Annotated in this window: 23 protein-coding genes and 2 pseudogenes; all 25 read left to right on the forward strand. The window is 30.9% G+C overall.

Annotated features, from left to right (window positions below):
- Positions 1-27: 27 nt before the first annotated feature.
- Complete coding sequence (locus EJL03_RS14045; protein WP_125154602.1) at positions 28-603, forward strand: propanediol/glycerol family dehydratase medium subunit; 576 nt, start codon at positions 28-30, stop codon at positions 601-603.
- Positions 604-624: 21 nt separating this feature from the next.
- Positions 625-1059: a diol dehydratase small subunit gene (locus EJL03_RS14050; protein WP_125154603.1), complete on the forward strand. Its 435-nt coding sequence runs from the start codon at positions 625-627 to the stop codon at positions 1057-1059.
- Between the two features lie 24 nt (positions 1060-1083).
- Positions 1084-2925 (forward strand): diol dehydratase reactivase subunit alpha, encoded by a 1842-nt coding sequence (locus EJL03_RS14055; protein ID WP_125154604.1) that lies wholly within the window; start codon positions 1084-1086, stop codon positions 2923-2925.
- Positions 2922-3278 (forward strand): glycerol dehydratase reactivase beta/small subunit family protein, encoded by a 357-nt coding sequence (locus EJL03_RS14060; RefSeq protein ID WP_125154605.1) that lies wholly within the window; start codon positions 2922-2924, stop codon positions 3276-3278. Before EJL03_RS14055 ends, EJL03_RS14060 begins: the two co-directional genes overlap by 4 nt.
- Before the next feature lie 18 nt (positions 3279-3296).
- Positions 3297-3815, forward strand: a complete 519-nt coding sequence (locus EJL03_RS14065; RefSeq protein WP_125154606.1) for a cob(I)yrinic acid a,c-diamide adenosyltransferase — start codon at positions 3297-3299, stop codon at positions 3813-3815.
- Between the two features lie 35 nt (positions 3816-3850).
- Complete coding sequence (locus tag EJL03_RS14070) at positions 3851-4270, forward strand: GlcG/HbpS family heme-binding protein (RefSeq protein WP_125154607.1); 420 nt, start codon at positions 3851-3853, stop codon at positions 4268-4270.
- A 39-nt stretch (positions 4271-4309) separates the two neighbouring features.
- Complete coding sequence (gene dhaT, locus EJL03_RS14075; protein WP_125154608.1) at positions 4310-5467, forward strand: 1,3-propanediol dehydrogenase; 1158 nt, start codon at positions 4310-4312, stop codon at positions 5465-5467.
- Between the two features lie 124 nt (positions 5468-5591).
- Positions 5592-5849: pseudogene (locus EJL03_RS14080) on the forward strand (sugar phosphate nucleotidyltransferase); the annotation flags it as partial.
- Positions 5850-6080: 231 nt separating this feature from the next.
- The gene (locus EJL03_RS14085) at positions 6081-6764 is read left to right on the forward strand and encodes a beta/alpha barrel domain-containing protein (RefSeq protein ID WP_125154609.1); all 684 of its coding nucleotides are present in this window, start codon (positions 6081-6083) and stop codon (positions 6762-6764) included.
- Between the two features lie 104 nt (positions 6765-6868).
- On the forward strand, positions 6869-7033 hold the full coding sequence (locus EJL03_RS16210) for a hypothetical protein (RefSeq protein ID WP_164509109.1): 165 nt from the start codon (positions 6869-6871) through the stop codon (positions 7031-7033).
- A 16-nt stretch (positions 7034-7049) separates the two neighbouring features.
- Positions 7050-8606: a recombinase family protein gene (locus EJL03_RS14090; RefSeq protein WP_125154610.1), complete on the forward strand. Its 1557-nt coding sequence runs from the start codon at positions 7050-7052 to the stop codon at positions 8604-8606.
- 53 nt (positions 8607-8659) lie between these two features.
- Positions 8660-9472, forward strand: a pseudogene (locus tag EJL03_RS14095) (mannose-1-phosphate guanylyltransferase); the annotation flags it as partial.
- Between the two features lie 531 nt (positions 9473-10003).
- On the forward strand, positions 10004-11116 hold the full coding sequence (locus EJL03_RS14100) for a BMP family ABC transporter substrate-binding protein (protein ID WP_125154611.1): 1113 nt from the start codon (positions 10004-10006) through the stop codon (positions 11114-11116).
- Between the two features lie 102 nt (positions 11117-11218).
- On the forward strand, positions 11219-12751 hold the full coding sequence (locus tag EJL03_RS14105) for an ABC transporter ATP-binding protein (RefSeq protein ID WP_243108725.1): 1533 nt from the start codon (positions 11219-11221) through the stop codon (positions 12749-12751).
- On the forward strand, positions 12744-13820 hold the full coding sequence (locus tag EJL03_RS14110) for an ABC transporter permease (RefSeq protein WP_125154613.1): 1077 nt from the start codon (positions 12744-12746) through the stop codon (positions 13818-13820). Before EJL03_RS14105 ends, EJL03_RS14110 begins: the two co-directional genes overlap by 8 nt.
- 1 nt (position 13821) lies before the next feature.
- Positions 13822-14754, forward strand: a complete 933-nt coding sequence (locus EJL03_RS14115; RefSeq protein WP_125154614.1) for an ABC transporter permease — start codon at positions 13822-13824, stop codon at positions 14752-14754.
- Positions 14751-15683 (forward strand): pyrimidine-specific ribonucleoside hydrolase RihA, encoded by a 933-nt coding sequence (gene rihA, locus EJL03_RS14120; RefSeq protein ID WP_125154615.1) that lies wholly within the window; start codon positions 14751-14753, stop codon positions 15681-15683. Before EJL03_RS14115 ends, rihA begins: the two co-directional genes overlap by 4 nt.
- Before the next feature lie 15 nt (positions 15684-15698).
- A complete protein-coding gene (locus EJL03_RS14125) occupies positions 15699-16631 on the forward strand; it encodes a nucleoside hydrolase (protein WP_125154616.1) in 933 nt (310 codons plus the stop codon).
- 22 nt (positions 16632-16653) lie between these two features.
- Entirely contained in the window at positions 16654-18051 is a 1398-nt protein-coding gene (locus tag EJL03_RS14130) for an ADP-ribosylglycohydrolase family protein (RefSeq protein WP_125154617.1), read from the forward strand.
- Between the two features lie 3 nt (positions 18052-18054).
- Positions 18055-19080 (forward strand): LacI family DNA-binding transcriptional regulator, encoded by a 1026-nt coding sequence (locus EJL03_RS14135; RefSeq protein ID WP_125154618.1) that lies wholly within the window; start codon positions 18055-18057, stop codon positions 19078-19080.
- A gap of 196 nt (positions 19081-19276) precedes the next feature.
- On the forward strand, positions 19277-20992 hold the full coding sequence (locus EJL03_RS14140) for a sigma 54-interacting transcriptional regulator (protein ID WP_125154619.1): 1716 nt from the start codon (positions 19277-19279) through the stop codon (positions 20990-20992).
- A gap of 293 nt (positions 20993-21285) precedes the next feature.
- Positions 21286-22836, forward strand: coding sequence for an acyl CoA:acetate/3-ketoacid CoA transferase (locus tag EJL03_RS14145; protein WP_125154620.1), 1551 nt, complete (start codon positions 21286-21288; stop codon positions 22834-22836).
- Positions 22837-22862: 26 nt separating this feature from the next.
- Positions 22863-24230: a GntP family permease gene (locus EJL03_RS14150; RefSeq protein WP_125154621.1), complete on the forward strand. Its 1368-nt coding sequence runs from the start codon at positions 22863-22865 to the stop codon at positions 24228-24230.
- A 14-nt stretch (positions 24231-24244) separates the two neighbouring features.
- Positions 24245-24664 (forward strand): MaoC family dehydratase, encoded by a 420-nt coding sequence (locus EJL03_RS14155; RefSeq protein ID WP_125154622.1) that lies wholly within the window; start codon positions 24245-24247, stop codon positions 24662-24664.
- A gap of 40 nt (positions 24665-24704) precedes the next feature.
- Positions 24705-24816 (forward strand): acyl-CoA dehydrogenase family protein (locus EJL03_RS16735; protein ID WP_341472426.1); only part of this gene is annotated, 112 nt, incomplete at its 3' end.

Consider the following 24816-nt stretch of genomic DNA (forward strand, 5'->3'; position numbering starts at 1 on the left):
ACGGAAAAGTAGATGGGAGTGGAAATCATGAGTAATAAAGCTAATAAATTTGTTATGCCAGAGTTAAAATTAAAAGAAATTGGGAATGCTAAAGTAGGAAAAAGATCTGATGAGGTAGTTATAGGAGTTGCAGCAGCCTTTGGTAAATACCAGCATAAAACAATTGTTAATATACCTCACGGAGATGTTTTAAGAGAAATTATAGCAGGTATAGAGGAAGAAGGACTTACTACTCGTGTAATAAGGGTACTTAGAACTTCTGACGTATCTTTTATAGCAAATGATGCTGCTAAATATAGTGGTTCAGGAATTGGAATAGGAATACAGTCAAAAGGAACTACTGTTATTCATCAAAAAGATTTATTACCACTTAATAATTTGGAACTTTTCCCACAAGCACCACTTTTAACATTAGAGACCTTTAGGCTTATAGGAAAAAACGCAGCAAAATATGCAAAGGGTGAATCTCCAACACCAGTACCAGTTGAAAATGATCAAATGGCAAGACCGAAATATCAGGCAAAAGCTGCATTATTACACATAAAAGAGACTAAACATGTTGTAGAAGGTGCTAAGCCAATAGAATTAGAGGTTACTTTATAAGAAAGTGGAGGTATAAGTAAGATGAGTATAGATTCAAAAAATATAAATCCAAAAACTGATTATCCTTTAGCAACTAAAAGACCTGAGTGGGTTAAAACTCCAACAGGTAAGGATTTAAAAGATGTAACATTAGATAAGGTATTAAATGGAGAAGTTAAACCAGAAGATGTAAGAATTTCTAAAGAAACTTTGGAAATGCAAGCTAAAATAGCAGAGGCAGATCATAGATATGCTATAGCAAGAAATTTAAGAAGGGCTTCTGAACTTATAGCAATACCAGATGAAAGAATACTTGAAATATATAATGCTTTAAGACCATATCGTTCAACTAAAGAAGAACTTTTAAATATTGCAGGGGAATTAGAAACTAAATATAATGCAAAAGTTAATGCTGAATTTATAAAAGAGTCAGCACAGATTTATGAAAAGAGAAATAAGTTAAGAAAAGATAGTTAACCGTTATATACTAGGAGGATTAAAATGAAAATTGTTGCAGGAGCAGATATAGGTAATGCCACCACTGAGGTTGCTCTATCTAGAGTTAATAAGGATGGAAATATAGAGTTTTTATCTAGTGGTATAGTAAAAACCACAGGGATTAAGGGAACTAAAAGCAATATTGATGGTGTAATAGCTTCACTTAAACAGGCATTAGATAAAGTTTCAATGAATATAAAGGATTTAAATCTTTTAAGAATAAATGAGGCGGCTCCAGTTATTGGTGATGTAGCTATGGAAACTATAACTGAAACTATAATAACTGAGTCTACAATGATAGGTCATAACCCGTCTACACCAGGAGGAATAGGTCTTGGCGTAGGTACTACAATTAAAATAAAAGATTTAGAAAATGTAGATGTAAATACATTAGAAAAAGATGATGCTTTTATTGTAGTAGTGTTAAAAGATATAAATTTTTTAGAGGCAGCTGCAAGAATAAATTTTGCAATGAATAGGGGAATTCCTATTACAGGAGCTATACTTCAAAAAGATGATGGTGTTTTAATAAATAATAGATTAAAAAAAGTGATACCAATAGTTGATGAAGTTATGCTTTTAGAAAAGGTTCCTTTAAATATGAGGGCTGCAGTGGAAGTGGCTCCGCCTGGGGGTGTAGTGGAGGTATTATCTAATCCTTATGGAATTGCAACAGTTTTTACTTTAACTTGTGAAGAAATTAAATCTGTGGTTCCAATATCTAGAGCTTTAATAGGTAATAGATCTGCAGTAGTAATAAAGACTCCTAAAGGAGATGTACAAGAGAAAAGAATTCCAGCAGGAAAAATTAATATAGATGGTTCAAAAAGAAAAGAAGTTATAGATGTAGAAAATGGTGCAGAAAGTATTATGGAAACTATAAACCTTTGTGCTCCAATTGAAGATATAAAGGGAGAACCAGGAACTAATGCAGGTGGAATGCTTGAAAAGGTTAGACAGGTAATGTCAAAACTTACTTCACAAAAAATAGCAGATATAAAAATTCAAGATTTATTGGCAGTAGATACATTTATTCCACAGAAAATTAAGGGTGGATTGGCAGAAGAGTTTTCTATGGAGAATGCAGTAGGTATTGCAGCTATGGTTAAAGCAGATAAATTACAAATGCAAAGAATAGCTGATGAATTAGAAGATAAAATTAATATAGAAGTAGAGGTTGGTGGAGTTGAGGCTGACATGGCTATAAGAGGAGCATTAACTACTCCTGGGAGTAGTACACCTCTAGCCATACTTGATATGGGAGCGGGATCCACAGATGCTTCTATAATAGATAAAGATGGAACAATTACTTCTATACATCTAGCCGGAGCAGGCAATATGGTTACTATGTTAATTCAATCAGAGCTAGGATTAGAGGATTTTAATTTAGCGGAAGATATTAAGAAATATCCATTAGCTAAGGTTGAAAGTTTATTTCATATAAGACATGAAGACGGTACAGTTGAGTTTTTTAATAAACCCTTAGATCCAGAAATATTTGCAAGAGTTGTTATTCTAAAAGAGGGTAATATGCTTCCTATATATGGTGAGAATTCTTTAGAAAAAATAAAAAGAATCAGAAGAGGAGCAAAGTCTAAGGTTTTTGTTACAAATTGTATAAGAGCTTTAACTTTAGTTTCTCCAACAAATAATATAAGAGATATTGATCATGTAGTTTTGGTTGGGGGATCTTCTTTGGATTTTGAGGTTCCACAACTTGTTACAGATGCATTGGCTCAATATAAAATAGTAGCTGGAAGAGGAAATATTAGAGGGACTGAGGGCCCAAGAAATGCTGTAGCTACAGGCCTTATATTGTCATATAAAAAGGGTGAAAGTCTATGATGAAATGTGATTTAAGCAAGCCAGCTATAGTTATTTATATAAATAAAGATATAAAAGAAAATATAGATTTTAATGAACTATTCTGGGGAATAGAAGAAGAAGGTATTCCTCATGTTCTAGATATTAAAGATGAAGAATTGGCAGAAAAATTAGCATTTAAAGCAGCTCAAGACTCAAGGCTTGGAATTGGTATAGGAATAGGAAAAAATAATAAATTAGTTATAACTCACACTAAACTTAATTTTGAAGAAACTTTATTTAATGTCCATTTAGATAAAGATAGATATGTATTAAGAAATTTAGGTTCTAATGCAGCCAGAATAGTTAAAGGAATTCCTTTGAAAAATATTTAGATTAAGGGAAGTGAAACTGTGTTTAAAATATATACTAAAACTGGTGATAAAGGGGAAACAGGACTTTTTGGAGGAAGTAGAGTAGGTAAGGATGATTTAATTGTAGAAGTGTATGGAACTATAGATGAAGCAAATTCTCTAATTGGTGTTGCTTATTCGGTTATAAAAGATAAAGAGTTAAGGGAAATCCTTAGAATTATACAAAAAAAATTATTCATACTTGGCGCTGAGTTTGCAAGTGATGATAAGGGAAAGAAAATGCTTAAAAATAAAATATCAAAAGAGGATATTTTATTTTTAGAGGGTTTAATAGATAAATATATGGTTATAGTAGGACCACTGAAAGATTTTGTAATACCTGGTGACACCACTGGTTCTGCATATTTGCATGTAGCAAGGACAGTGATTAGAAGGGCAGAAAGAAATATAGTTAAATTAAGTAAAAAGATTGAAATAAGAGAAGAGACTAGACAATATGTAAATAGACTTTCAGATGTACTTTTTAGTATGGCAAGACTTGAAGTAGAAAGAGAATAAATTAAAAAGGTTAAAATTTGAAAGGAGATATTTTAATGAAGGTTAATACTATAAAACAAATAAGTTTAGAATCTGTTAAAAAAATGGCTGAAGCTGCAGAAAAAAAGGCAGCACAAATGAATGTACCAGTTGTTTTTACTGCGGTAGATGCAGGTGGAAATTTAATGTTATTACACAGAATGGAGAATGCTTTTATTACAAGTATTGATATAGCAATAAATAAAGCTTTTACAGCATTGGCCTTAAAAATTCCAACAAATGAAGTAACCCCTAACATACAGCCTGGAGCAAGTTTATATGGGTTACAGTTAACAAATAATTGTAGAATAGCTACTTTTGGTGGTGGTTTTCCAATAATTGTAGATGGAGAAATAGTAGGTGCAGTAGGAGTTAGTGGCGGAACAGTAGAAGAGGATATGAAAATAGCTGAATATGCCTTAAAGGCATGTAAATAGATTATAATAAACATTTTGATAAAATTAGGAGGAAAACAAATGAGAATGTATGATTATTTAGTGCCTGCCGTAAACTTTATGGGAGCAGGATCTATATCAGTAATAGGAGAAAGATGTAAAATACTAGGTGGAAAGAAAGCCCTAATAGTTACAGACAAATTTTTAAGAAATATGGAAGGTGGAGCAGTAGAATTAACTGTTAAATACCTAACAGAATCAGGAATAGACGTTGTATATTATGATGGGGTTGAACCAAATCCAAAAGATACAAATGTTAAAGATGGTTTAGAAATTTTCAATAAAGAAAAATGTGATATGATTATAACAGTAGGAGGAGGAAGTGCTCATGATTGTGGTAAAGGTATTGGTATAGCTGCAACTCATGAAGGAGACCTTTATGATTATGCAGGAATAGAAACTTTAACAAATCCACTTCCTCCAATAGTTGCAGTAAATACTACAGCTGGAACGGCAAGTGAAGTTACTAGACATTGTGTTATAACTAATACTAAAACAAAAGTTAAATTTGTTATAGTTAGCTGGAGAAATTTACCCCTTGTATCAATTAATGATCCAATGCTTATGATTAAAAAACCTGCAGGATTAACAGCAGCAACAGGTATGGATGCTTTAACACACGCAGTAGAAGCTTATGTTTCAAAAGATGCAAATCCTGTAACAGATGCTGCAGCTATACAGGCTATAAAATTAATAGCAAATAATTTACGTCAAGCAGTTGCACTAGGAGAAAATTTACTAGCCAGAGAAAATATGGCTTATGCTTCATTACTTGCAGGAATGGCTTTTAATAATGCTAATTTAGGTTATGTTCATGCGATGGCCCACCAATTAGGTGGATTATATGATATGCCACATGGAGTAGCTAATGCTATGTTACTACCACATGTTGAAAGATATAATTTAATATCAAATCCTAAGAAGTTTGCAGATATAGCAGAATTTATGGGAGAAAATATTGAAGGACTATCAATAATGGAAGCGGCTGAAAAGGCTATAGATGCTATGTTTAGACTTTCAAAAGACCTTGGAATCCCAACAAGCTTAAAGGATATGGGTGTAAAGGAAGAGGATATAGAATATATGGCTGAAATGGCTTTAAAAGATGGTAATGCTTTTAGTAATCCAAGAAAAGGGAATAAACAAGATATAATAGAAATATTTAAAGCAGCATTTTAATTAGTATAAAAAAACTATCTTAAAAAATTAGGATAGTTTTTTTTTCTTATATATTTTTTTTAGTTTCACAAATTTTAATATTTATTCATAGAATGGATTATAGCATTAATTGGAGTGAAATATATTGTTATATGCACTAATTCTTGCAGGTGGAAAAGGAACAAGGCTATACCCATTGTCTAGGGAAGATAATCCTAAACAGTTTTTAAGGTTAATAAATAATAAAAGTTTTTTAAGAAATACTGTAGATAGGATAAAACCACTTGTGAGCAGGGAAAATATATATGTTGTTACTAATGAAATGTATTTAGATAAAATATACGGAGAGCTTCCAGAAATAAATAAAGATAATATTTTTGTTGAGCCAGCTAATAAAGAGACCCCGTTATAGATGATATAGGTTAAATATAATTAATTTATTATGTATATAATAAACTTAAAATTTATGCTAGATAGTGGATTATGAACATGGTACAATATAATATATTTTCTAAATTTATATGAGGAGTATTACTTTCACAAGTGTGTATAATTTATATTTTATGAACAAACATTAATAAGTAAAAGGGTAATTGTTAAAAAAATAATATAAAACAAATGAGGAGGGTTTATTTTGGAAAATAAAGTAAAGGATAAAAAATATATTCCTATAATAGAGTCAAGACTTAGAAAAAGAATTGTACAGGTGCCAAAAGAAATATATGAGGCAAGTGGCATAAGTATTTTTGGGAAAAGAATAAAATCACTTATTTTTTCAACAGATGTGGCTATAATTAAAAATTCTAATGCAGATGGTGTAATTGCAGTCTATCCATTTACTCCTCAACTTTCAATAACACACGCAATTATAGAAGTATCTCCCAGTCCAGTTTTTGTTGGAGTTGGTGGAGGTATAACAACGGGACAAAGATCTTTAGATATTGCGTTGCATGCCGAATTACATGGAGCCTTTGGTGTGGTTTTAAATGCACCTACTCCAAATGATTTAATTACTGAAATGAAACAAAAAATTGATATTCCAATTGCAATTACAGTGGTATCAGAAAAAGAAAATATCGAAGAGCGAATAAAAGCTGGAGTTTCAATATTTAATGTTTCTGGTGGCGAAAAAACAGCTGAAATAGTTAGGAATATTAGATCAAGATTTCCTCAAGTACCTATAATTGCTACCGGCGGGCCTACTGTAGATAGTATTCGTGACACTATAAAGGCAGGGGCTAATGCTATTACATATACACCACCAAGCACAGGCGATTTATTTTCTGATATTATGGATAATTATAGAGAGACGTTATAGTTATGCAAATATAAATTAAATATTTTTATCAATATAAATTCACATTTTAAAAAAGCTTCTAGCATATGAATATTGTATATCAATATTTTTTGGAGGCTTTTTTTGTGTGTAAAAAAGATATTAAGGTGAGTTTTTATTATGGGGATGAGGATTTTAAAAATATTATTGAAAAAATTATTTTTAAAAAAATTTCTATGTATTCTAGTGAAAATGTAGAGAAAATATATTTTGGAAAAAAGCAAGATGAAGGTACCATTTGCCAAGGTTAAAGGGGAGGTGAATGGTTTGGGAAAAGTTTGGAATGTAGCTATATATGCCAGGGTTTCTACTGATAAAAAAGAGCAACAGGAGTCAATACCAGTTCAAGTTGAAGGTCTAGAAAGCTGGTTATTAAAGAAGAGTAGAGAAGATACTAAGGCAACATATAATCTTATACAAGTATATAAAGATGAAGGGTTTTCAGGTTCAAATTTTAAAAGAGATAGTTTTTTAAAAATGAAACATGATATTGACAATGGAAAAATTAATATGGTATTAACCCGGGATCTTTCAAGGTTTGGAAGAAACTATATAATTTCTGGTTATTATATAGAAGATTATTTTAAGGCTAAAAATATTAGGTTTATATCTGTTTTAGATAATGTTGACACTTTATACGATACAGATGATATTATACCTTTTAAAAACATCTTAAATGAAATGTATATTAAAGATTGTTCAAAAAGGACTAGAGATGCACTAAAGCAAAGGATGATAAGGGGATCTAGTATTGCAAGTAAACCTCCTTATGGATATAAAACAACAGAGTCGTATGAAGGACAAAGTAAAATAAAAAAATTAGTTTTAGCAAATGATGAAACTACTGAGGTTGTAAAAAAAATATATGATTTGTATTTACAGGGATGGGGATTTGGTAAAATTGCTACTTATCTTAATAAAAAAGGGATGCTACCACCTTCGGCTAGGTTAAATAATTTTTCTAAGCGAAAGAAAGGCACATGGACTAATAACACTATAAAGTCTATACTTACGAACCCTAAATATGCTGGATTAATGGTTCAAGGTCAATATAAAAGGGTAAGCTATAAGGTGAAAAAGGTTATTAAGGTTAATAAAGAAGAGTGGATATATGGAGGAGATTTTAAAGGGATTATAGATAGAAATACTTTTAAAAAAGTGCAAGATGAGATAAAAAGGCGATCAAAAGGGTATAGATATAAAGGGGGTAAAGACCATATATTTTCTACAGTTTTAAAGTGTAACGAATGTTCTGGTTCTATGTGTTATAAGAAACAGTATAATGGATATAAATGCACTAAAAGCCAAACTGGGGGAGGAAAATGCACTTCTCATTCAGTAAAGGAGGAATATCTTAAAGAAATCATAATTAATAATTTAGAAAAAGTTATAATAAAAAATGAAATAGATACAGATAAAATTTATATGAAGATAAAAAATGTGTTATCTAAAGATTATGAGTATATGGGTGAAATATATAAGATTGATAGAGAAATGAATATACTAAATAGACAGTATGAAAAGATGTATATAGATAAACTTAAGGAAGTTATTAGTGATAGTAATTTTTACAATATAAGTATTTGTATGAAAAAGAAAAAGGAAGCCCTTTTAAAACGTAAAGAACAATTAATAAGATTAAATAACTTGTATTCTAACCATGATAATTTGCATAAGGTATATTGTAGCAAAATAGATAATTTATTAAGTTTTAAAGAATTTGATAAAATTATTGTTGAGGCTTTAATTGATAAGATAGTGGTTTCTGAAAATAAATATACTAAAGATAAAAATATAGATATATATTATAAATTTCATATATAATTTTCACTAGACATGTATAAAGAATTTAGATAGCCAATAACGTCTATAAAGGGACCGCTACATGTATAGGGTTATCTGCTATTAAGCTTTTAAAAAAGGATAAGGATGCAGTAATGATAGTATTACCTTCTGATCATTATATTGAAAATGATAAGGTGTTTATAGATACCATAAATCAGGCAGTTGAAACCGTTGAGAGGAAAAGAGGATTAGTCACTATTGGGGTTCCTCCCACAAGGCCAGAAACAGGGTACGGATATATAGAAACAGGGGAAAGAACTATAGGAGAAATAGCATCATTTAAAGTGGAAAGATTTTTAGAAAAGCCTAATACTGAAGTAGCTAAAGACTTGATAATAAAAGGCACTTATCTTTGGAATAGTGGTATGTTTGTATGGAGAGCGGATGTATTTTTAAGAGAGATGGAGAAATATCTTCCTAAGATGTATAAAAGTATGATGAATATATATTCTCATATAGAAACAGAAGATGAGGAAAAAGTAATAAGAGAGGAATATGAATTAATTGATGGTATATCTGTAGATTTTGGAATAATGCAAAAGACAAGGAAAGCCTATGTTATAAAATGTGAATTTATATGGGATGATATAGGGAATTTTTTGTCTTTGTCTAGATTCTTAAAAAATTTCCGAGGTAATAATGTAATAGGGAATACTTTTTTGGAAGAAAGTGACGATTGCACTGTTTTTGGAGGAGATAAACTCATTATTGGATTTGGTGTAAAAGATTTGATAATAGTAGATGCAGGAGATGTAATGTTAGTAATGGATAAAAATAAGGATCAGGAAATAAAGCACCTTGTAAATAAGTTAAGAAAAAAGGATGATTTAGGTAAATATATATAAGTTTATAAAGTTGATATTTGCAAATAATAATTGTAAATATCAACTTTTGTACTTATTTTAAATTTTAAAATAATAAGTTTATATTTTAATAAGATTATGTGCTTTTTATGTAATAAAATTTTTTAAAATATGTGTGATTACATTATAGGGATCAGAGTTTATTATAGGGTCATTATTAGTCCCTACCATTATAATATTATTCGTATGTTAGAATGGAATATATATGATAAATTTTAATAATTTAATAAACTTTATATAAGCATATAGGATAATTATATATTATATATTATAGTATATTAAAAAATAATATATCTTTTTTATTCGTAATAAAATAGAATAAATTTAATATATATCAAGTAATTGAATATATTTCTTGCAAAATTATGTCTAAAATAGTCGAATGAAGATAAAAAATAGATTATACTTATAAATTTCGTAAAAAACTATTGAAATATGTTCTAAAAATAAGTATAATGTGGTTAAAAATTAAGGGAATGCTTTAGTAAAACGTTTAACAATGGGGGGAGAAAAATGAAAAAGTTTTTAACTTTAGTATTATCCTGCGTAATGTTGCTTTCATTAACGTTAACAGGTTGTGGAAGTAAGGAATCTGCAGAAGGTAATGCATCAGACAAGGAATTAAAGGTTGTGCTTGTACTTAATGGTAACCTAGGAGACAAGTCTTTCTTCGATTCGTCAAGTGAAGGGATGAAGCTTATCGAAAAGGAGTTAGGAGCAAAAACAAAGGTTATAGAATTAGGATATGATGATACAAAATGGGAACCAGCTTTAGCCGATGTATCAGAAGAGGATTGGGACATAATAGTTTGTGGTACTTGGCAGATGAAAGAGCCTCTAGAAAAAGTAGCAGCTCAGCATAAGGATAAAAAGTATATATTCTTTGATTCATCAGTTGACTATGATAAGGGCGATTTCAGTAATGTTTACTCAATACTTTATAAACAAAATGAAGGATCATTTTTAGCAGGAGCGTTAGCAGCTAAGATAACCAGTTCAAACCTACCTTTAGCAAATAAAGAAAAGGTTATAGGTTTCGTTGGTGGAGCAGAAAACCAAGTTGTAAATGATTTCTTAGTAGGGTATATAAATGGAGCTAAATATGTTGATCCGGAAATTAAAGTTGCAACTTCATATATAGGAGACTTTAAAAATAGCGCTAAGGGAAAAGAATTAGCATTAGCTCAATATAATCAAAAGGCAGATGTAATATTCCCTGTTGCTTCACAAGCTGGACTTGGAGCATTAGATGCTGCTAAGATTCAAAATAAATATGCCATTGGTGTTGATTCAGATCAGGCTATGTTATTTAAATCATCAGATTCAGCTAAAGCACAGTTAATAGCTACTTCAGTTCTAAAAAGAGTAGATAACTCACTTGTTAGAGCTATAAAGCTTGAAAAAGAAGGTGCTTTAAAGTGGGGAAAGGCTGAAGAGTTAGGAATAAAAGAAGAAGCTATTGGTATAGCGGAAAACGAATATTATGAAAAACTTATTCCAGAGGATATGAAAAAAGTAATCAAAGATCTTTCCAAAAAGATTGTAAGTGGTGAAATAAAGGTAGATTCAGCTTTTGGAATGGAGACAAGTAAATTAAGTCAGTTAAGAAACTCAGTAAAACCTTAACAGAGATACAATAGTATATGCACTGGAATTTTCCAGTGCATATAATTTCGTTAAGTATTTTTAGAAATAGAGGTGAGAAACGTGGAACAAGAAATTTTAAAAATGGATAATATAACAAAAGTATATCCTAATGGTATGGTAGCTAATAAAAACGTAAATTTCTCTATAAAAAATGGAGAAATTCATGCTCTTATGGGTGAGAATGGAGCAGGGAAAAGTACACTTATGAAAGTCCTTTTTGGACTTGAAACACCAGAAGAAGGGGAAATTTATCTAAAAGGTGAAAAAGTAAAAATTGATTCACCTACAACTGCTATAAAATATGGAATAGGAATGGTTCATCAACATTTTATGCTAGTACCATCTCTTACTGTAGCAGAAAATATGGTTCTTGGAATAGAACCAAGAAAAAAGGGATTTATAGATTTTGAAAAAGCTATAAGTATTACAGAAGAAATATCTAAAAAATATAATTTAATAGTAGATCCTAAGGCTAAGGTAGCTGATTTACCAGTGGGAATAAAGCAAAAGGTTGAAATATTAAAAGCCTTACTTAGAGGGGCTAAGATATTGATTTTAGATGAACCTACAGCAGTATTAACTCCTCAAGAGACTAAGGAGCTGTTTATTCAACTTAATACCCTTAAAGAAAATGGGCATACTATAATTTTTATATCTCATAAATTAAAAGAAATTAAAGAAATTTGTGACAGAATAACTATTATGCGAAGTGGAAGAAGTGTTGGTGTACATAATGTTAAAGATGTATCTGAGGAAGATATATCTAAACTTATGGTAGGACGTGATGTTATTTTAAAAATAGAAAAAGAAAAAAGCGTTCCTAAAGAAGCATCATTAAAAGTTAAAAATTTAAATTACCTAGATGAAACAGGAAAACAAGTATTAAAAGATATAAACTTCAACGTAAGAAAGGGAGAAATACTTGGCATAGCTGGAGTTGAAGGTAATGGACAAAGAGAACTAATAGAGATTATAACAGGTCTTAAAAATTATAATAATGGTGAAATATATATAGAAAATACAGATATAAAAAATCTAAGCATTAAACAAATAAGACAATTGGGAACATCTCATATTTCAGAGGATAGAATGATATATGGTGCAGCAGGGGATGCTAGCATAAAGGATAATATGATTTCAGATAGATTTGATAGTAAAAGTTTAAATAATAAAGGGCTACTTAACATGGGAAAAATTCATAGTATGGTTAACTCCCTTGTAAAAGATTTTAAAGTAAAGTGTGATGATTCAAGTGATCCTGTAAAGATGCTTTCAGGTGGTAATATACAAAAGGTGGTTGTAGCTAGGGAATTTTCATCAGAACCTAAATTTTTAATAGCTAATCAACCTACAAGAGGTATAGATGTAGGTGCTATAGAGTTTATACATAAAAAAATAGTTGAACTTAGAGATAATAAAACGGCGGTACTTTTAGTATCTGCAGATCTAAATGAAGTAATGGAACTTAGTGATAGTTTAATGGTAATGTATGGTGGAGAAATTGTAGCCTATTTTGAAGATAGTTCAAAAGTTACAGAAGAAGAATTAGGTACTTATATGTTAGGTATAAAGAAACAATCTCCTGAAGAGATAAGGAGGGCTATAAATGAGTAGTAAAAAGATAGAAACGCAGTTTGAGGTTGTAAGAACATTTATCGCAATATTATTAGCAATATCTTTAGCATTATTACTTATATTAGGAATAAGTAAACAACCATTAGATGCATTAGTAAAACTTTTAACAGGGCCTTTAACATCTGCTAGACGTTTTGGTAATGTGATTGAAATGGCAATTCCATTTATATTTACAGGATTATCAGTTTGTGTAATGTTTGAAGCAAAACAGTTTAATATGATATCTGAAGGAGCTTTTTTTATAGGAGGAGTAGCTGCTTCATATTGTGCAATAAAATTTATTTTACCTATTGGACTTCATCCAATCGTAGCTATATTATTTGGAGGAATAATAGGTGGTATAGCAGGATTTATACCTGGTATTTTAAAAATAAAGTGGAAAGCTAATGAACTTGTTTCCTCTTTAATGTTAAACTATGTATTTTTATATTTAGGATTATACATTATTAATTATATTTTAAGGGATCCAAAGGCTGGAATGACAGCTTCCTTTATGCTTAATAAGTCCTCAACTCTTCCTAAAATAATTCCAGGAACAAGGATACATTTAGGCTTAGTTATTGCAATAATTTTTATAGTACTTACTTATTTATTTATGTATAGATCTAAATGGGGATATGCATTAAGAATGACAGGATTAAATGAAAATTTTGCTAGATATTCAGGTATAAATACTAATAGAGTCATTATATATTCACAGGTTATAGGAGGGTTACTTGCTGGTATCGGTGGTGCTACAGAGATACTGGGTATGTATCAAAGATTTCAATGGCAGGCATTACCTGGATACGGTTTCGATGGTATTATTATTGCTATTTTATCAAGAAACAATCCTATTTTAGTACCTATATCTGCTATATTTTTAGCTTATTTAAGAGTTGGAGCAGATATAATGGCTAGAATGACGGATGTACCAAGTGAAGTTATATCTATAATACAGGCTATTATGATTATGTTAATTGCGGCCAATAGATTTATGGCAAAATGGAAACATAAAAAAGTTGTTAAACATTCACAGGAAAAATTATTAGCCAAGGAGGAAAAGTAGTATGGAACAGTTGTTTTCAATAATATTTACATCAAGTTTTGGATATGCAGTACTTAGAGTTACAACACCTATACTTTTTGCTTCTTTGGCAGCTCTTATATCAGATAGAGCTGGGGTTATAAATATAGGATTAGAAGGTATAATGTTATCTGCTGCATTAGCAGGGGTAATAGGTAGTGCCTTTACTAAAAGTGCTTTAATAGGTGTAGTATGTGCTGCAATTGCAGGCATGATTATATCTTTAGTACTTGCGTATTTTTCACTAGATCTTAAAGCAGATATTATATTAACAGGTATAGCACTTAATTTGCTTGCCAGTGGTGGTACAGTATTTATATTATTTTTAGTTGCACATGATAAGGGTATATCAGCCTCTTTAAAAAGTATGGTGGTTCCTCAGATTTCCATTCCAATTATAAGTTCAATACCTATACTGGGTAACATTTTATCAGGACATAACATATTAACATATTTTTCATTGTTATCAGTTATAGTGGTTTATTATTTCTTATATAAAACTCCATTGGGATTAAAAATAAGAGCAGTGGGAGAAAATCCTAATGCAGCTTCATCAGTAGGAATTAGTGTTAGAAAAATTCAGTATTTAGCATTGATGTTAAGTGGAGTTTTAGCCGGACTTGCTGGAGCATATATGTCAATGGGATACGTCTCATGGTTCTCTAGAGATATGACAGCTGGAAGGGGATTTATAGCATTAGCAGCAGAAGCAATGGGCAGGGGAACACCAATTGGAACATTTATAGCATCACTTATATTTGGATTTGCAGATGCACTCTCTAACACGTTACAATCTTTAAGAGTTCCATCAGAATTTGTACAGATGGTACCTTATCTTACTACAATAATAGGCCTAGTATTATATTCAATACAACAAACAAATAAGGTTAAGAAAATTAGGGGGAAAAAAGTATGATAAATAAAATTCCAGTGATAATAGATTGTGATCCGGGTCATGATGATGCCATAGCACTTCTTCTAGCTTTTGCTAGTGAAAGACTAGATGTAAAAGGAGTAACTATTGTTGGGGGCAATCAAACACTTGAGAAAACATTAAATAATGCTTTAAAGGTATTAAGTTTTGCTGATATCAATGTGCCTGTAGCAAAAGGTGCAGATAAGCCTTTAATGAGAGAACTTATAATTGCCCCAGAAGTTCATGGAGATAGTGGGTTAGATGGACCATGTCTTCCGGAATCTCATTTAAAACCATGTGATTTATCTGCGGTTGAATTTATAGCTAAGATAGTGAAAGAAAGTGAGGAAAAGATAACATTAATACCTACAGGGGCATTAACTAATATAGCGCAATTTTTAATTTGCTACCCTGAATTGAAAAATAAAATAGAGAGAATATCTTTAATGGGGGGAGCTTGCTTTGGTGGGAACTGGACTCCAGCAGCAGAATTTAATATATTAGTTGATCCAGAAGCAGCAGATATAGTATTTAAATCAGGAATTCCAATAACCATGAGTGGATTAGATGTAACTCATAGAGCTTTAATATATAAAGAAGATATAGAAAGAATTAGAGCAATAGGTGGTAAAGTTGCAGTTATGGTAGCTGAACTTTTAGATTTCTTTAGTAAGTTCCATGGACAAATGGGTTTTGAGGGAAGTCCATTACATGATCCTTGTGCAGTGGCTTGGGTTATAGATCCTACTATATTAAAAACTAAAAAATTGCATGTAGATATAGAAACAAAGGGTGAGCATACACTTGGATGTACTGTAGTTGATTACTATGATGTGTTAAAGAAAGAAAAAAACGTGGAAGTAGCATTTGATATAGATAGAGAAAGATTTGTGGACATGTTAGTTCAGGCAATGAATAATTATAAATAAAGGAGTGGGCTTTGGGTGATAAAACCTGTAATTATAGATACAGATCCAGGAATAGATGATGCATTGGCTTTATTTTTGGCCTTTTCATCCAATAAATTAGATATAAGAGCTATCACAACAGTAGCTGGGAATCAAACTATAGAAAAAACTACTAAGAACGCTTTAGACATTGTGGATTACATAGGCAAAAATGTTAAGATTACTAAAGGTGCAAACAAGCCTCTTTGCAAGGAATTAGTAACCGCAGAGTGGGTACATGGTGAAACAGGATTATGTTCAGTAGTTTTACCACCTTCCAAGCTCCATTTAGAAGAGAAAAAAGCTTGGGACATAATTTATGAAGAAGCTATTAAAGCGGAAGGAAAACTAAATGTGATAGCATTAGGACCTCTTACTAATATTGCTATTACATTAATAAAGTATCCTGAAATAAAAGATAAGATTCAAAGGATAACCTTAATGGGTGGAGCATGCTATGGTGGTAATTCTACACCAGTGGCAGAATTTAATATATACACGGATGTAGAGGCTGCAGACACAGTATTTAAATCCGGGGTTCCAATAACTATGGTAGGGTTAGATGCTACCAAAAATGCTATAGTGTATAAAGATGAAGTAGATAAGATATGTACTATGGAAAATAATTTATCTAGTATTATAAAAAAACTTTTTTATGAAAGCTTGAGAGTATGTAAAACGTTTAATTTAGAAGGTGCAGTTATGCATGATGCTTTAGCTGTGGCAGCGGTTATAGAGGAGGATATAATAGAAAGATTAAAATATTATGTAGCTATAGAAACTAAAGGAACATTTACTCGTGGTAAGACTGTGGTAGATGTGGATAAAGTAACAAAGGTAAAAGCTAATGCGGAAGTGGCTTTTAGTGTAAAGAGAGATAAATTTTTAAAGTTGCTTAAAGATATGATGAATTCATATAATAATAATTGAAAATAATTGGGGGGATTTAATTATGAAAAAAGCATGGGAAATGGAACATGAATTAACAAGTAAGGCTATACCTGTAGTACTAAGTGAGGAAGAACAAACTTGGGATTCTGCTATAGATTTTGATAAACATGAGGCAACAAAGTTAAAACTTTTATGGAAGAGTAACGTACCTGGATCATTTGCTCCTGAAAGGGTTCTTGTTGGGGGTATTCAGTCTATGGAGAATATGGGATACCATGTAGAGGGGGCTGAAAAATATATTAAAGAAGCTGTAAAAGCATTAGAAGAAAATAATTTAGTAAAATTAAACAAAGTAACTGCTAGGGTTTGTAGGGAGCTTAACAATGCAAAAAAAGATATAAAATCTCCTTATTGGAAATATAAAATGTACTCAACATGGGAACAGTATAAAAATTCTGTAAGCTTTTATAAATATGATAAAGTGAATATACATACAAAAGAATTTGAAGAGAAAACTTTTGCTGCATGGATAGCACAAATTTGTGGAGGAGCTTTAGGAACTGCTATAGAAGGCTATACTACGGAAAATATAGAAAAAACCTTTGGGGATGTAAGATATTATGTTAGAAAACCTAATACATATAATGATGATATAACTTATGAATTAGCTTTTTTAAAAGCTTTTGAATACAAGGGATATAACGTAACCTCTGATGATATAGCGGAGGAATGGGTTGGACTTATTCCAACAGGATGGTCAGCAGAAGATGTAGCTTTAAGAAATATAAAATCTGGGGTTTATCCTCCTGAAAGTGGATATTTAAACAATTATTATCGTGAATGGATTGGAGCTCAAATGAGAGGAGCTATTTGTGGCATGGTAGCTCCAGGAAATCCAGAGGAGGCAGCAAGACTTGCATGGATTGATGGTGTTATATCCCATCATAATAATGGAGTAATAGGCGAGATATTCAATGCTATATTAGTATCATTAGCATTTGTGGAAAATGATGTTAGAACAATTTTAAAGAAAACTATTGAAATGATTCCTACAGACTGTGAATACTATTCGGTTATAGACTTTGCTTACCAAAAGTGTTTAGAGACAAATGACTGGAGAAAAGCATGGAAGGAATGTGAAGAAAAATATAAAAAATATAACTGGATTCATGCTTATCCTAATGCTGCAGCGGAAGTTATAGCGCTTTATTTTGGAAAAAATGATTTTGATGAAACCATGTATATAATTTCTATGGAGGGACAGGATGTGGATTGTAATGCAGCACAAATAGCATCCATTTACGGAATAATTCATGGATTAAAAGGAATAGATAATAGATGGATTAAACCTATAGGAGATGATTTGATAACTTATGTAAGAAGCATGGAAAAATTGAAAATAAGTGAATTATCTAATTGGACCGTTGATTCAGTAAGAAAAGCAAATAAAGGTGAATAATATATGGGAATCACCATTAAAGACATTGCAAAAGAGGCTTCGGTGTCAATTGCCACTGTATCTAGAGTTATTAATAATAAGAGCCAAGGTGTAGGAAAAGAAACACGGAAAAAAATATTAAGCATTATGGAAAAGTATAATTATGTTCCTAGTAGTGTGGCAAGGGGTCTTGTAACTAAAAAAACAAACATCATAGGGCTTATTCTACCGGATATTAACAATCCATTTTTCCCCGGTATAGTTAGGGGGGCTGAAGATGCAGCTAATAAATATGGATATAATATAATATTGTGTAATACAGATGATAATGAGAAGAGAGAAAGAACTTATATACAAATACTTAAGGAAAAATGTGTGGAAGGGATTTTATATACAAGTATTCTTAATAATAAAAATAAGAATGTAAAATTATTTTACCAGCATAATATCCCATTTGTTTCCTTAGATAGAAGCGTAGATATGAAAAATGTACCTTTTGTATGTACTAATGGGGAAATAGGAATGCATAAGATAGTTGAATATTTGGTACAAAATGGACATGCCGAAATTGCATATATAAGTGGAGAAAAACAAATAGAAACTAGTTATAGTAGGCTTCAAGGTTATAAAAAGGCTTTAAATAAGTTTGGTATTCCTATAAATGAAAAAATTATAAAATATGGTGATTATAAAATAAATTCTGGAAGGGCATGTATAAGAGAACTTTTAGATAGTAATGAAACATTTACAGCTGTAGCTTGTGAAAATGATCTTATGGCTATAGGGGCTCTGGAAGTTCTTAATAATAGAAATATAAAAGTGCCACAGCAAATTTCTATAACGGGATATGACAATATATTTCTTACAAATGTAACTTTCCCAAAATTAACCACCATAGCGCAACCAACTTATGATATGGGGTACAAAGCAGTAGAATTATTAATGAGTATAATTAATAAAGAGGAAAATTATAAAAAACAAATTGTTTTAGAGCCAGATTTAGTTATAAGAGATTCGGTTTTTAAACAGAAGGATTTTCATTATATATAGTTTACATATAATTATAAACATGGAGAGTTTAATAAGCACTATTAAAAAGTATAAGTCAATATTATATCTATTCAGGGTATAGTATTGACTTTTTATTATGTAAAACGCTACTACTATTAACTTGCTTTATAAATATATATTAATATCGTATTAAATATAAAAATATTATTAAGTAAGGATAGGGAGGTAAAAACATATGAACATTAAGGAAGGAAGTTGTACATTAAAAAGTTTAAGTTTTGCATTAGAAGGTGTAAGTGATGGAATAATTATGGTAGATAATGATGACGAAATTGTAATCTTTAATAATGTAGCGGAAAAAATTTTAGGTATTAAAAAGGAAGAAATTATAGGGGAAAAGTTAGGGGCTTCTATTACAAAGTATGATCAACTCAAAATGTTAAATGATATTAAAGAAAAGGGTCATAAAGTTTTAAAAATAGGAGAAAAGAAAATCAAAGTTAGTTTTATAAAAAAGGAGAGAAATATATGTAGGATAGAAATTATTTTTATAAAAGATATAGGTAAAAATAAAAAGTTACAGGAAGAATTACAGAAGGAAAAAAATTATAACAATGTATTAAAAAATGTTTTAGATATGGCATATGATGGGTTGGTAGTAGTAGATGAAAAAGGATATATAACATTTATAAGTAAGGCCTATGCTGATTTTTTAGGAATAGACCATAAACAAGTGTTAGGGAAACATGTTAGAGAAGTAATTGAAAATACAAGATTAGATTCTATTATAAAAACGGGGAAAGAAGATGATGCGGAGCTACAAAGTATTAGAGGGAAATATATGATAGCTAATAGGAAACCTATAGTTATTAATGGTGAAATAAAGGGTGCAGTGGGAAAAGTACTTTTTAGAAATATAAGTGAGCTAGATTCTGTTTATAAAAAATTTAATAAGATACGAAAAGAACTTGAGGACTATAAAGGGGAGATACAAAAATTAAATAGTGCAAATTATTGTTTTTCAGATATTATTGGTAATAGTGATGAAATAATGGAAACAAAAAGATTAGCTCAAAAAGCTGCTGCTACACCTTCTAACGTGCTTTTAATAGGGGAAAGTGGAACGGGAAAGGAGCTTTTTGCCCATTCTATACATAAAAGTAGTAATAGAAAATATGGGCCCTTTGTAAAAGTAAATTGTGCTGCTATTCCCTCAGATTTATTAGAATCAGAGTTATTTGGCTATGAAAAGGGATCTTTTACAGGGGCAAAAAAAGAAGGTAAGATGGGAAAATTTGAATTAGCAGATGGTGGAACAATATTTTTAGATGAAATTGGGGATATGCCATTGCATATGCAAGTAAAACTTCTAAGGGTATTACAAGAAAAGGAAGTAGAGAGAATAGGATCTATATCACCTAGGAATATAGATATAAGGATTATTGCAGCTACAAATCAAAAATTAGAACATATGGTTCAAGAGGGAAAATTTAGAGCGGATTTATATTATAGATTAAATGTAGTTACTATAAAAATTCCTCCTTTAAGAGATAGAAAAGAGGATATTGTACTTCTTAGTAATTTTTTGTGTTTAAAGATATGTAAAAGACTTAACAAACAACAATGTAAAATTTCAAAGCAGGTTATGGAATATTTCAAGAACTATAAATGGAAAGGTAATATTAGACAGTTAGAAAATATTATAGAAAGGGCTATTAATATAGTGGAGGATGAAAATATTTTATTGCCTAAACATTTACCGGCAGAGATAACAGGGGTCAGAGTTAATGTAAAGGTAAAAAAACTTGAGGAAATTTTAAGGGAAGCAGAAAGAAGTTCAATAATAAATGCCATAGAGGTTTGCAATGGTAATAAATTAAAAGCTGCTAAATTATTAGGCATAAGTAGAACCACTTTGTATGAAAAAATTAATAAACACAAAATATTCTAAAAAATTTTTCTTTATAATGTACTGAATTACGGACATTTTTTAAAGAAAAATTACAAAATGTACGAAATTTCGTACATTTTTTCTCTTATATTAATGAAATGTACGGAGATATTGACATATATTAATATTCTTTATTTTTAGAATACATCTTAAATTTCGTCAAATAAGAGATTGAAAGCTAGTAAATTCAATGGTTTCATTTATTTGACAAAATTTTATTTTTAGACTTGGCATGAAAGTTGCTATATAAAATATGGTAAGAAGTTCAATGTTGGGGGAGGAGGAATTTAGTAATGAATAAAGTAAAAACTGTTGAAGAGGCAGTGAAGATGATTAAAAATGGTAGTGTTGTTGCTATAGGAGGTTTTGTTGGTACAGGACATCCAGAAGAAATAACTTCACAGATAGAAAAAAGTTACTTATCTGATGGATTACCTAAAAATTTAACAATTGTATATGCAGCAGGACAGGGTGATTCAAAAGAAAAGGGACTAAATCATTTAGGACATGAGGGTTTAGTATCTAAAATAATAGGTGGACATTGGGGTCTTGCACCTAAGTTACAAAAACTGGCCTTAGAGAATAAAGTTCAGGCCTATAATCTTCCACAGGGGGTTATATCACACCTTTTTAGGGATATTGCAGCTAAGAAGGTAGGAACTATTACTCATGTAGGGTTAAAAACTTTTGTTGATCCAAGGGTAGAGGGAGGAAAGTTAAATCCTATAACAAAGGAAGATATTGTAAAAATAGTTACTATTGAGGGGGAAGAGAGGCTATTATATAAAGCATTTCCTATAGATGTAAGCATAATTAGAGCTACCTATGCAGATGAAAAAGGTAATTTATCTTTTGAAAAAGAGGCAGCTACATTGGAGGCAATTTCTATAGCTCAAGCTGCTAAAAATTCAGGTGGGATTGTTATTGCTCAAGTAGAATGTGTAGTTAAAAATGGAACTTTAGACCCAAAATTGGTAAAAATTCCAGGAATATATGTAGATGCAATTATTACAGCTAAATCAGAAAATCATATGCAAACTTTTTCAGAACAATTTAATCCATCTTATTGTGGAATGGTAAAATCTCCACTAAATTGTATGGGTGATATGAAATTAGATGAAAGAAAGGTTATATCAAGAAGAGCGGCAATGGAACTTATTCCTAATTCTATAGTTAATTTAGGAATTGGAATGCCAGAAGGAGTAGCTGCTGTTGCCAATGAAGAAGGCATTGGGGATATGATGACTTTAACAGTTGAGGCTGGGGCAATAGGTGGTGTACCTGCTAGCGGATTAAGTTTTGGAGCATCTGTAAATCCTGAGTGTATTTTAGACCAGCCATATCAATTTGATTTTTATGATGGAGGAGGACTTGATATAGCATTTTTAGGATTAGCTCAGTGTGACAAGACAGGAAATATAAATGTTAGTAAATTTGGACCTAAAATAGCTGGATGTGGAGGTTTTATAAATATAACTCAAAATGCTAAGAAAGTTGTATATTGTGGAACTTTTACAGCAGGAGGACTAAGGGTATGTGTTGAAGAGGGAAAACTTTCAATTTCTAAAGAAGGTAGAGCAAAAAAATTCCTGAATAATGTAGAACAGATTACCTTTAGTGGTGAATATGCTAAAGAAATAGGACAACAAGTTTTATATATTACAGAGAGAGCGGTTTTTCAGTTAGAAGAAAGTGGTTTAATTTTAACAGAAATAGCTCCTGGTGTAGATTTGGATAAAGATATATTAGCTCAAATGGAATTTAAGCCACTAGTATCAGAGAATTTAAAACTAATGGATGAAAGAATATTTAAAGATGAAGTAATGGGTATAAAAATAGATTAAATATAAATTTGGAAAGGAGCCAAGCAATGTTAGGTGTTTTAGGTATTATAATTTCCCTTGTATTATTGATGTATTTAGCTTATAGAGGAATTACTGTTTTAATATTAGCCCCTTTATTGGCAATGCTTGCAGTATTTTTATCAGGAGATCTTCCGTTACTTACAAGTTATACGGAAGTATTTATGAGAGACTTTGCTGGGTATGCAAAAACATATTTCCCATTGTTCTTATTAGGTGCAATATTTGGAAAAATAATGGATGACTCTGGAGCAGCAAAATCCATAGCAAATTTTATAGCAAAAAAGCTTGGAAAGGATAAGGCTATATTGGCAGTGGTATTATCTTGTGCAATTTTAACATATGGAGGAGTTTCACTATTTGTTGTTGCATTTGCAGTGTTTCCAATAGCAGCCGAATTGTTTAGAGAAGCAGATATACCAAAGAGACTTATTCCTGGAACTATAGCGTTAGGTGCATTTACCTTTACTATGACAGCGTTACCAGGTAGTCCTCAGATACAAAATGCTATTCCTATGACTTATTTTGGAACAACAGCTTGGGCAGCTCCAATATTAGGTATTATTGCTTCAATTGTTATGTTTGGTGTAGGAATGATGTGGCTTAATAGTAGAGCTAAAAAGGCTATGAGGGCAGGGGAAGGATATGGTGAACATAAAGAAGAAATAGAAATGTTTGATGTAGCCAAATTACCTAATGTGGGAATAGCTATAACACCAATTCTGGTAGTATTAGTATTGAATTATATATTAGGAAGATTTTTTGGAAATATGAATGCAGAATATCTAAAAGATTATGGCACATCTATAGAAAAGGTCAAGGGAGTATGGAGCTTAATTGTATCATTAGCAATATCAATAATAATTGCGGTTATTTTATTAAGAAAGAACTTTAAAAGTATTATAAATACTGTAAATCAAGGAGCTATTGGTTCACTTTTAGCAATTGTTAATACATCATCAGAAGTTGGATATGGTAATGTAATAAAATCATTAGGAGCATTTGCTTTAATTAAAGGAGCCATACTTGCAATACCTGGAACACCTCTTATTTCATTGGCTGCGTCAACAAGTATATTAGCAGGTATAACTGGTTCAGCCTCAGGGGGAATGAGTATAGCCCTTGGAGCATTAGGAGAAATTTATATGCAAAAAGCTATGCTTTTAGGAATTAGCCCAGAAGCTTTTCATAGAATAGCAGCAATTGCTTGTGGAGGTTTTGATACTCTTCCACATAATGGAGCAGTAATAACATTATTAGGTATCACAGGCTTAACACATAAGGAATCATATTTAGATATTGGTATGTGTACAGTTGGTATACCAGTTTTAGCAACAATAGTTTGTATTATAGCAGCTAGTTTTGGAATTGTATAGAGGAGGCAGAATGGATGGGAAAAACTATAGAAGAAATAAAAATAGGTGATAAAGCATATATAGAAAAAACTATTAGTGAAACAGATGTATACCTTTTTGCAGGCATAACAGGAGACTTAAATCCTGCACATATAAACCAAGTACAATCAGAGAAAACTATGTTTAAGGGAAGGATTGCTCATGGGGTTTTGGTGTCTGGGTTAATATCCGCAGTATTAGGCATGCAACTTCCGGGTACAGGAACCATATATTTAGAGCAAAGTTTAAAGTTTATAGCTCCAGTTAGAATTGGTGATACAATAAAAGCTGAAGTTGAGGTAATAGAAATTTTAAAGGAAAGAAACAGGGTTAAATTAAAAACTACGTGTATTAACCAAGATGGAACTATAGTTATATCAGGACAGGCTTTAGTAATGCCCCCAAAGCATGTCTAAATAGGTTAATTATTTAACAAGAATGAGGAGGTAAGAGTAAATGAATTTTGCATTAACTAGAGAACAAGAATTTGTAAAACAAATGGTAAAAGAATTTGCTGAAAATGAAGTAAAGCCAATAGCAGCAGAAATTGATGAAACTGAAAGATTCC

It is taken from the genome of Clostridium rectalis (assembly GCF_900626095.1).
Lineage (GTDB): Bacteria > Bacillota > Clostridia > Clostridiales > Clostridiaceae > Clostridium_AS > Clostridium_AS rectalis.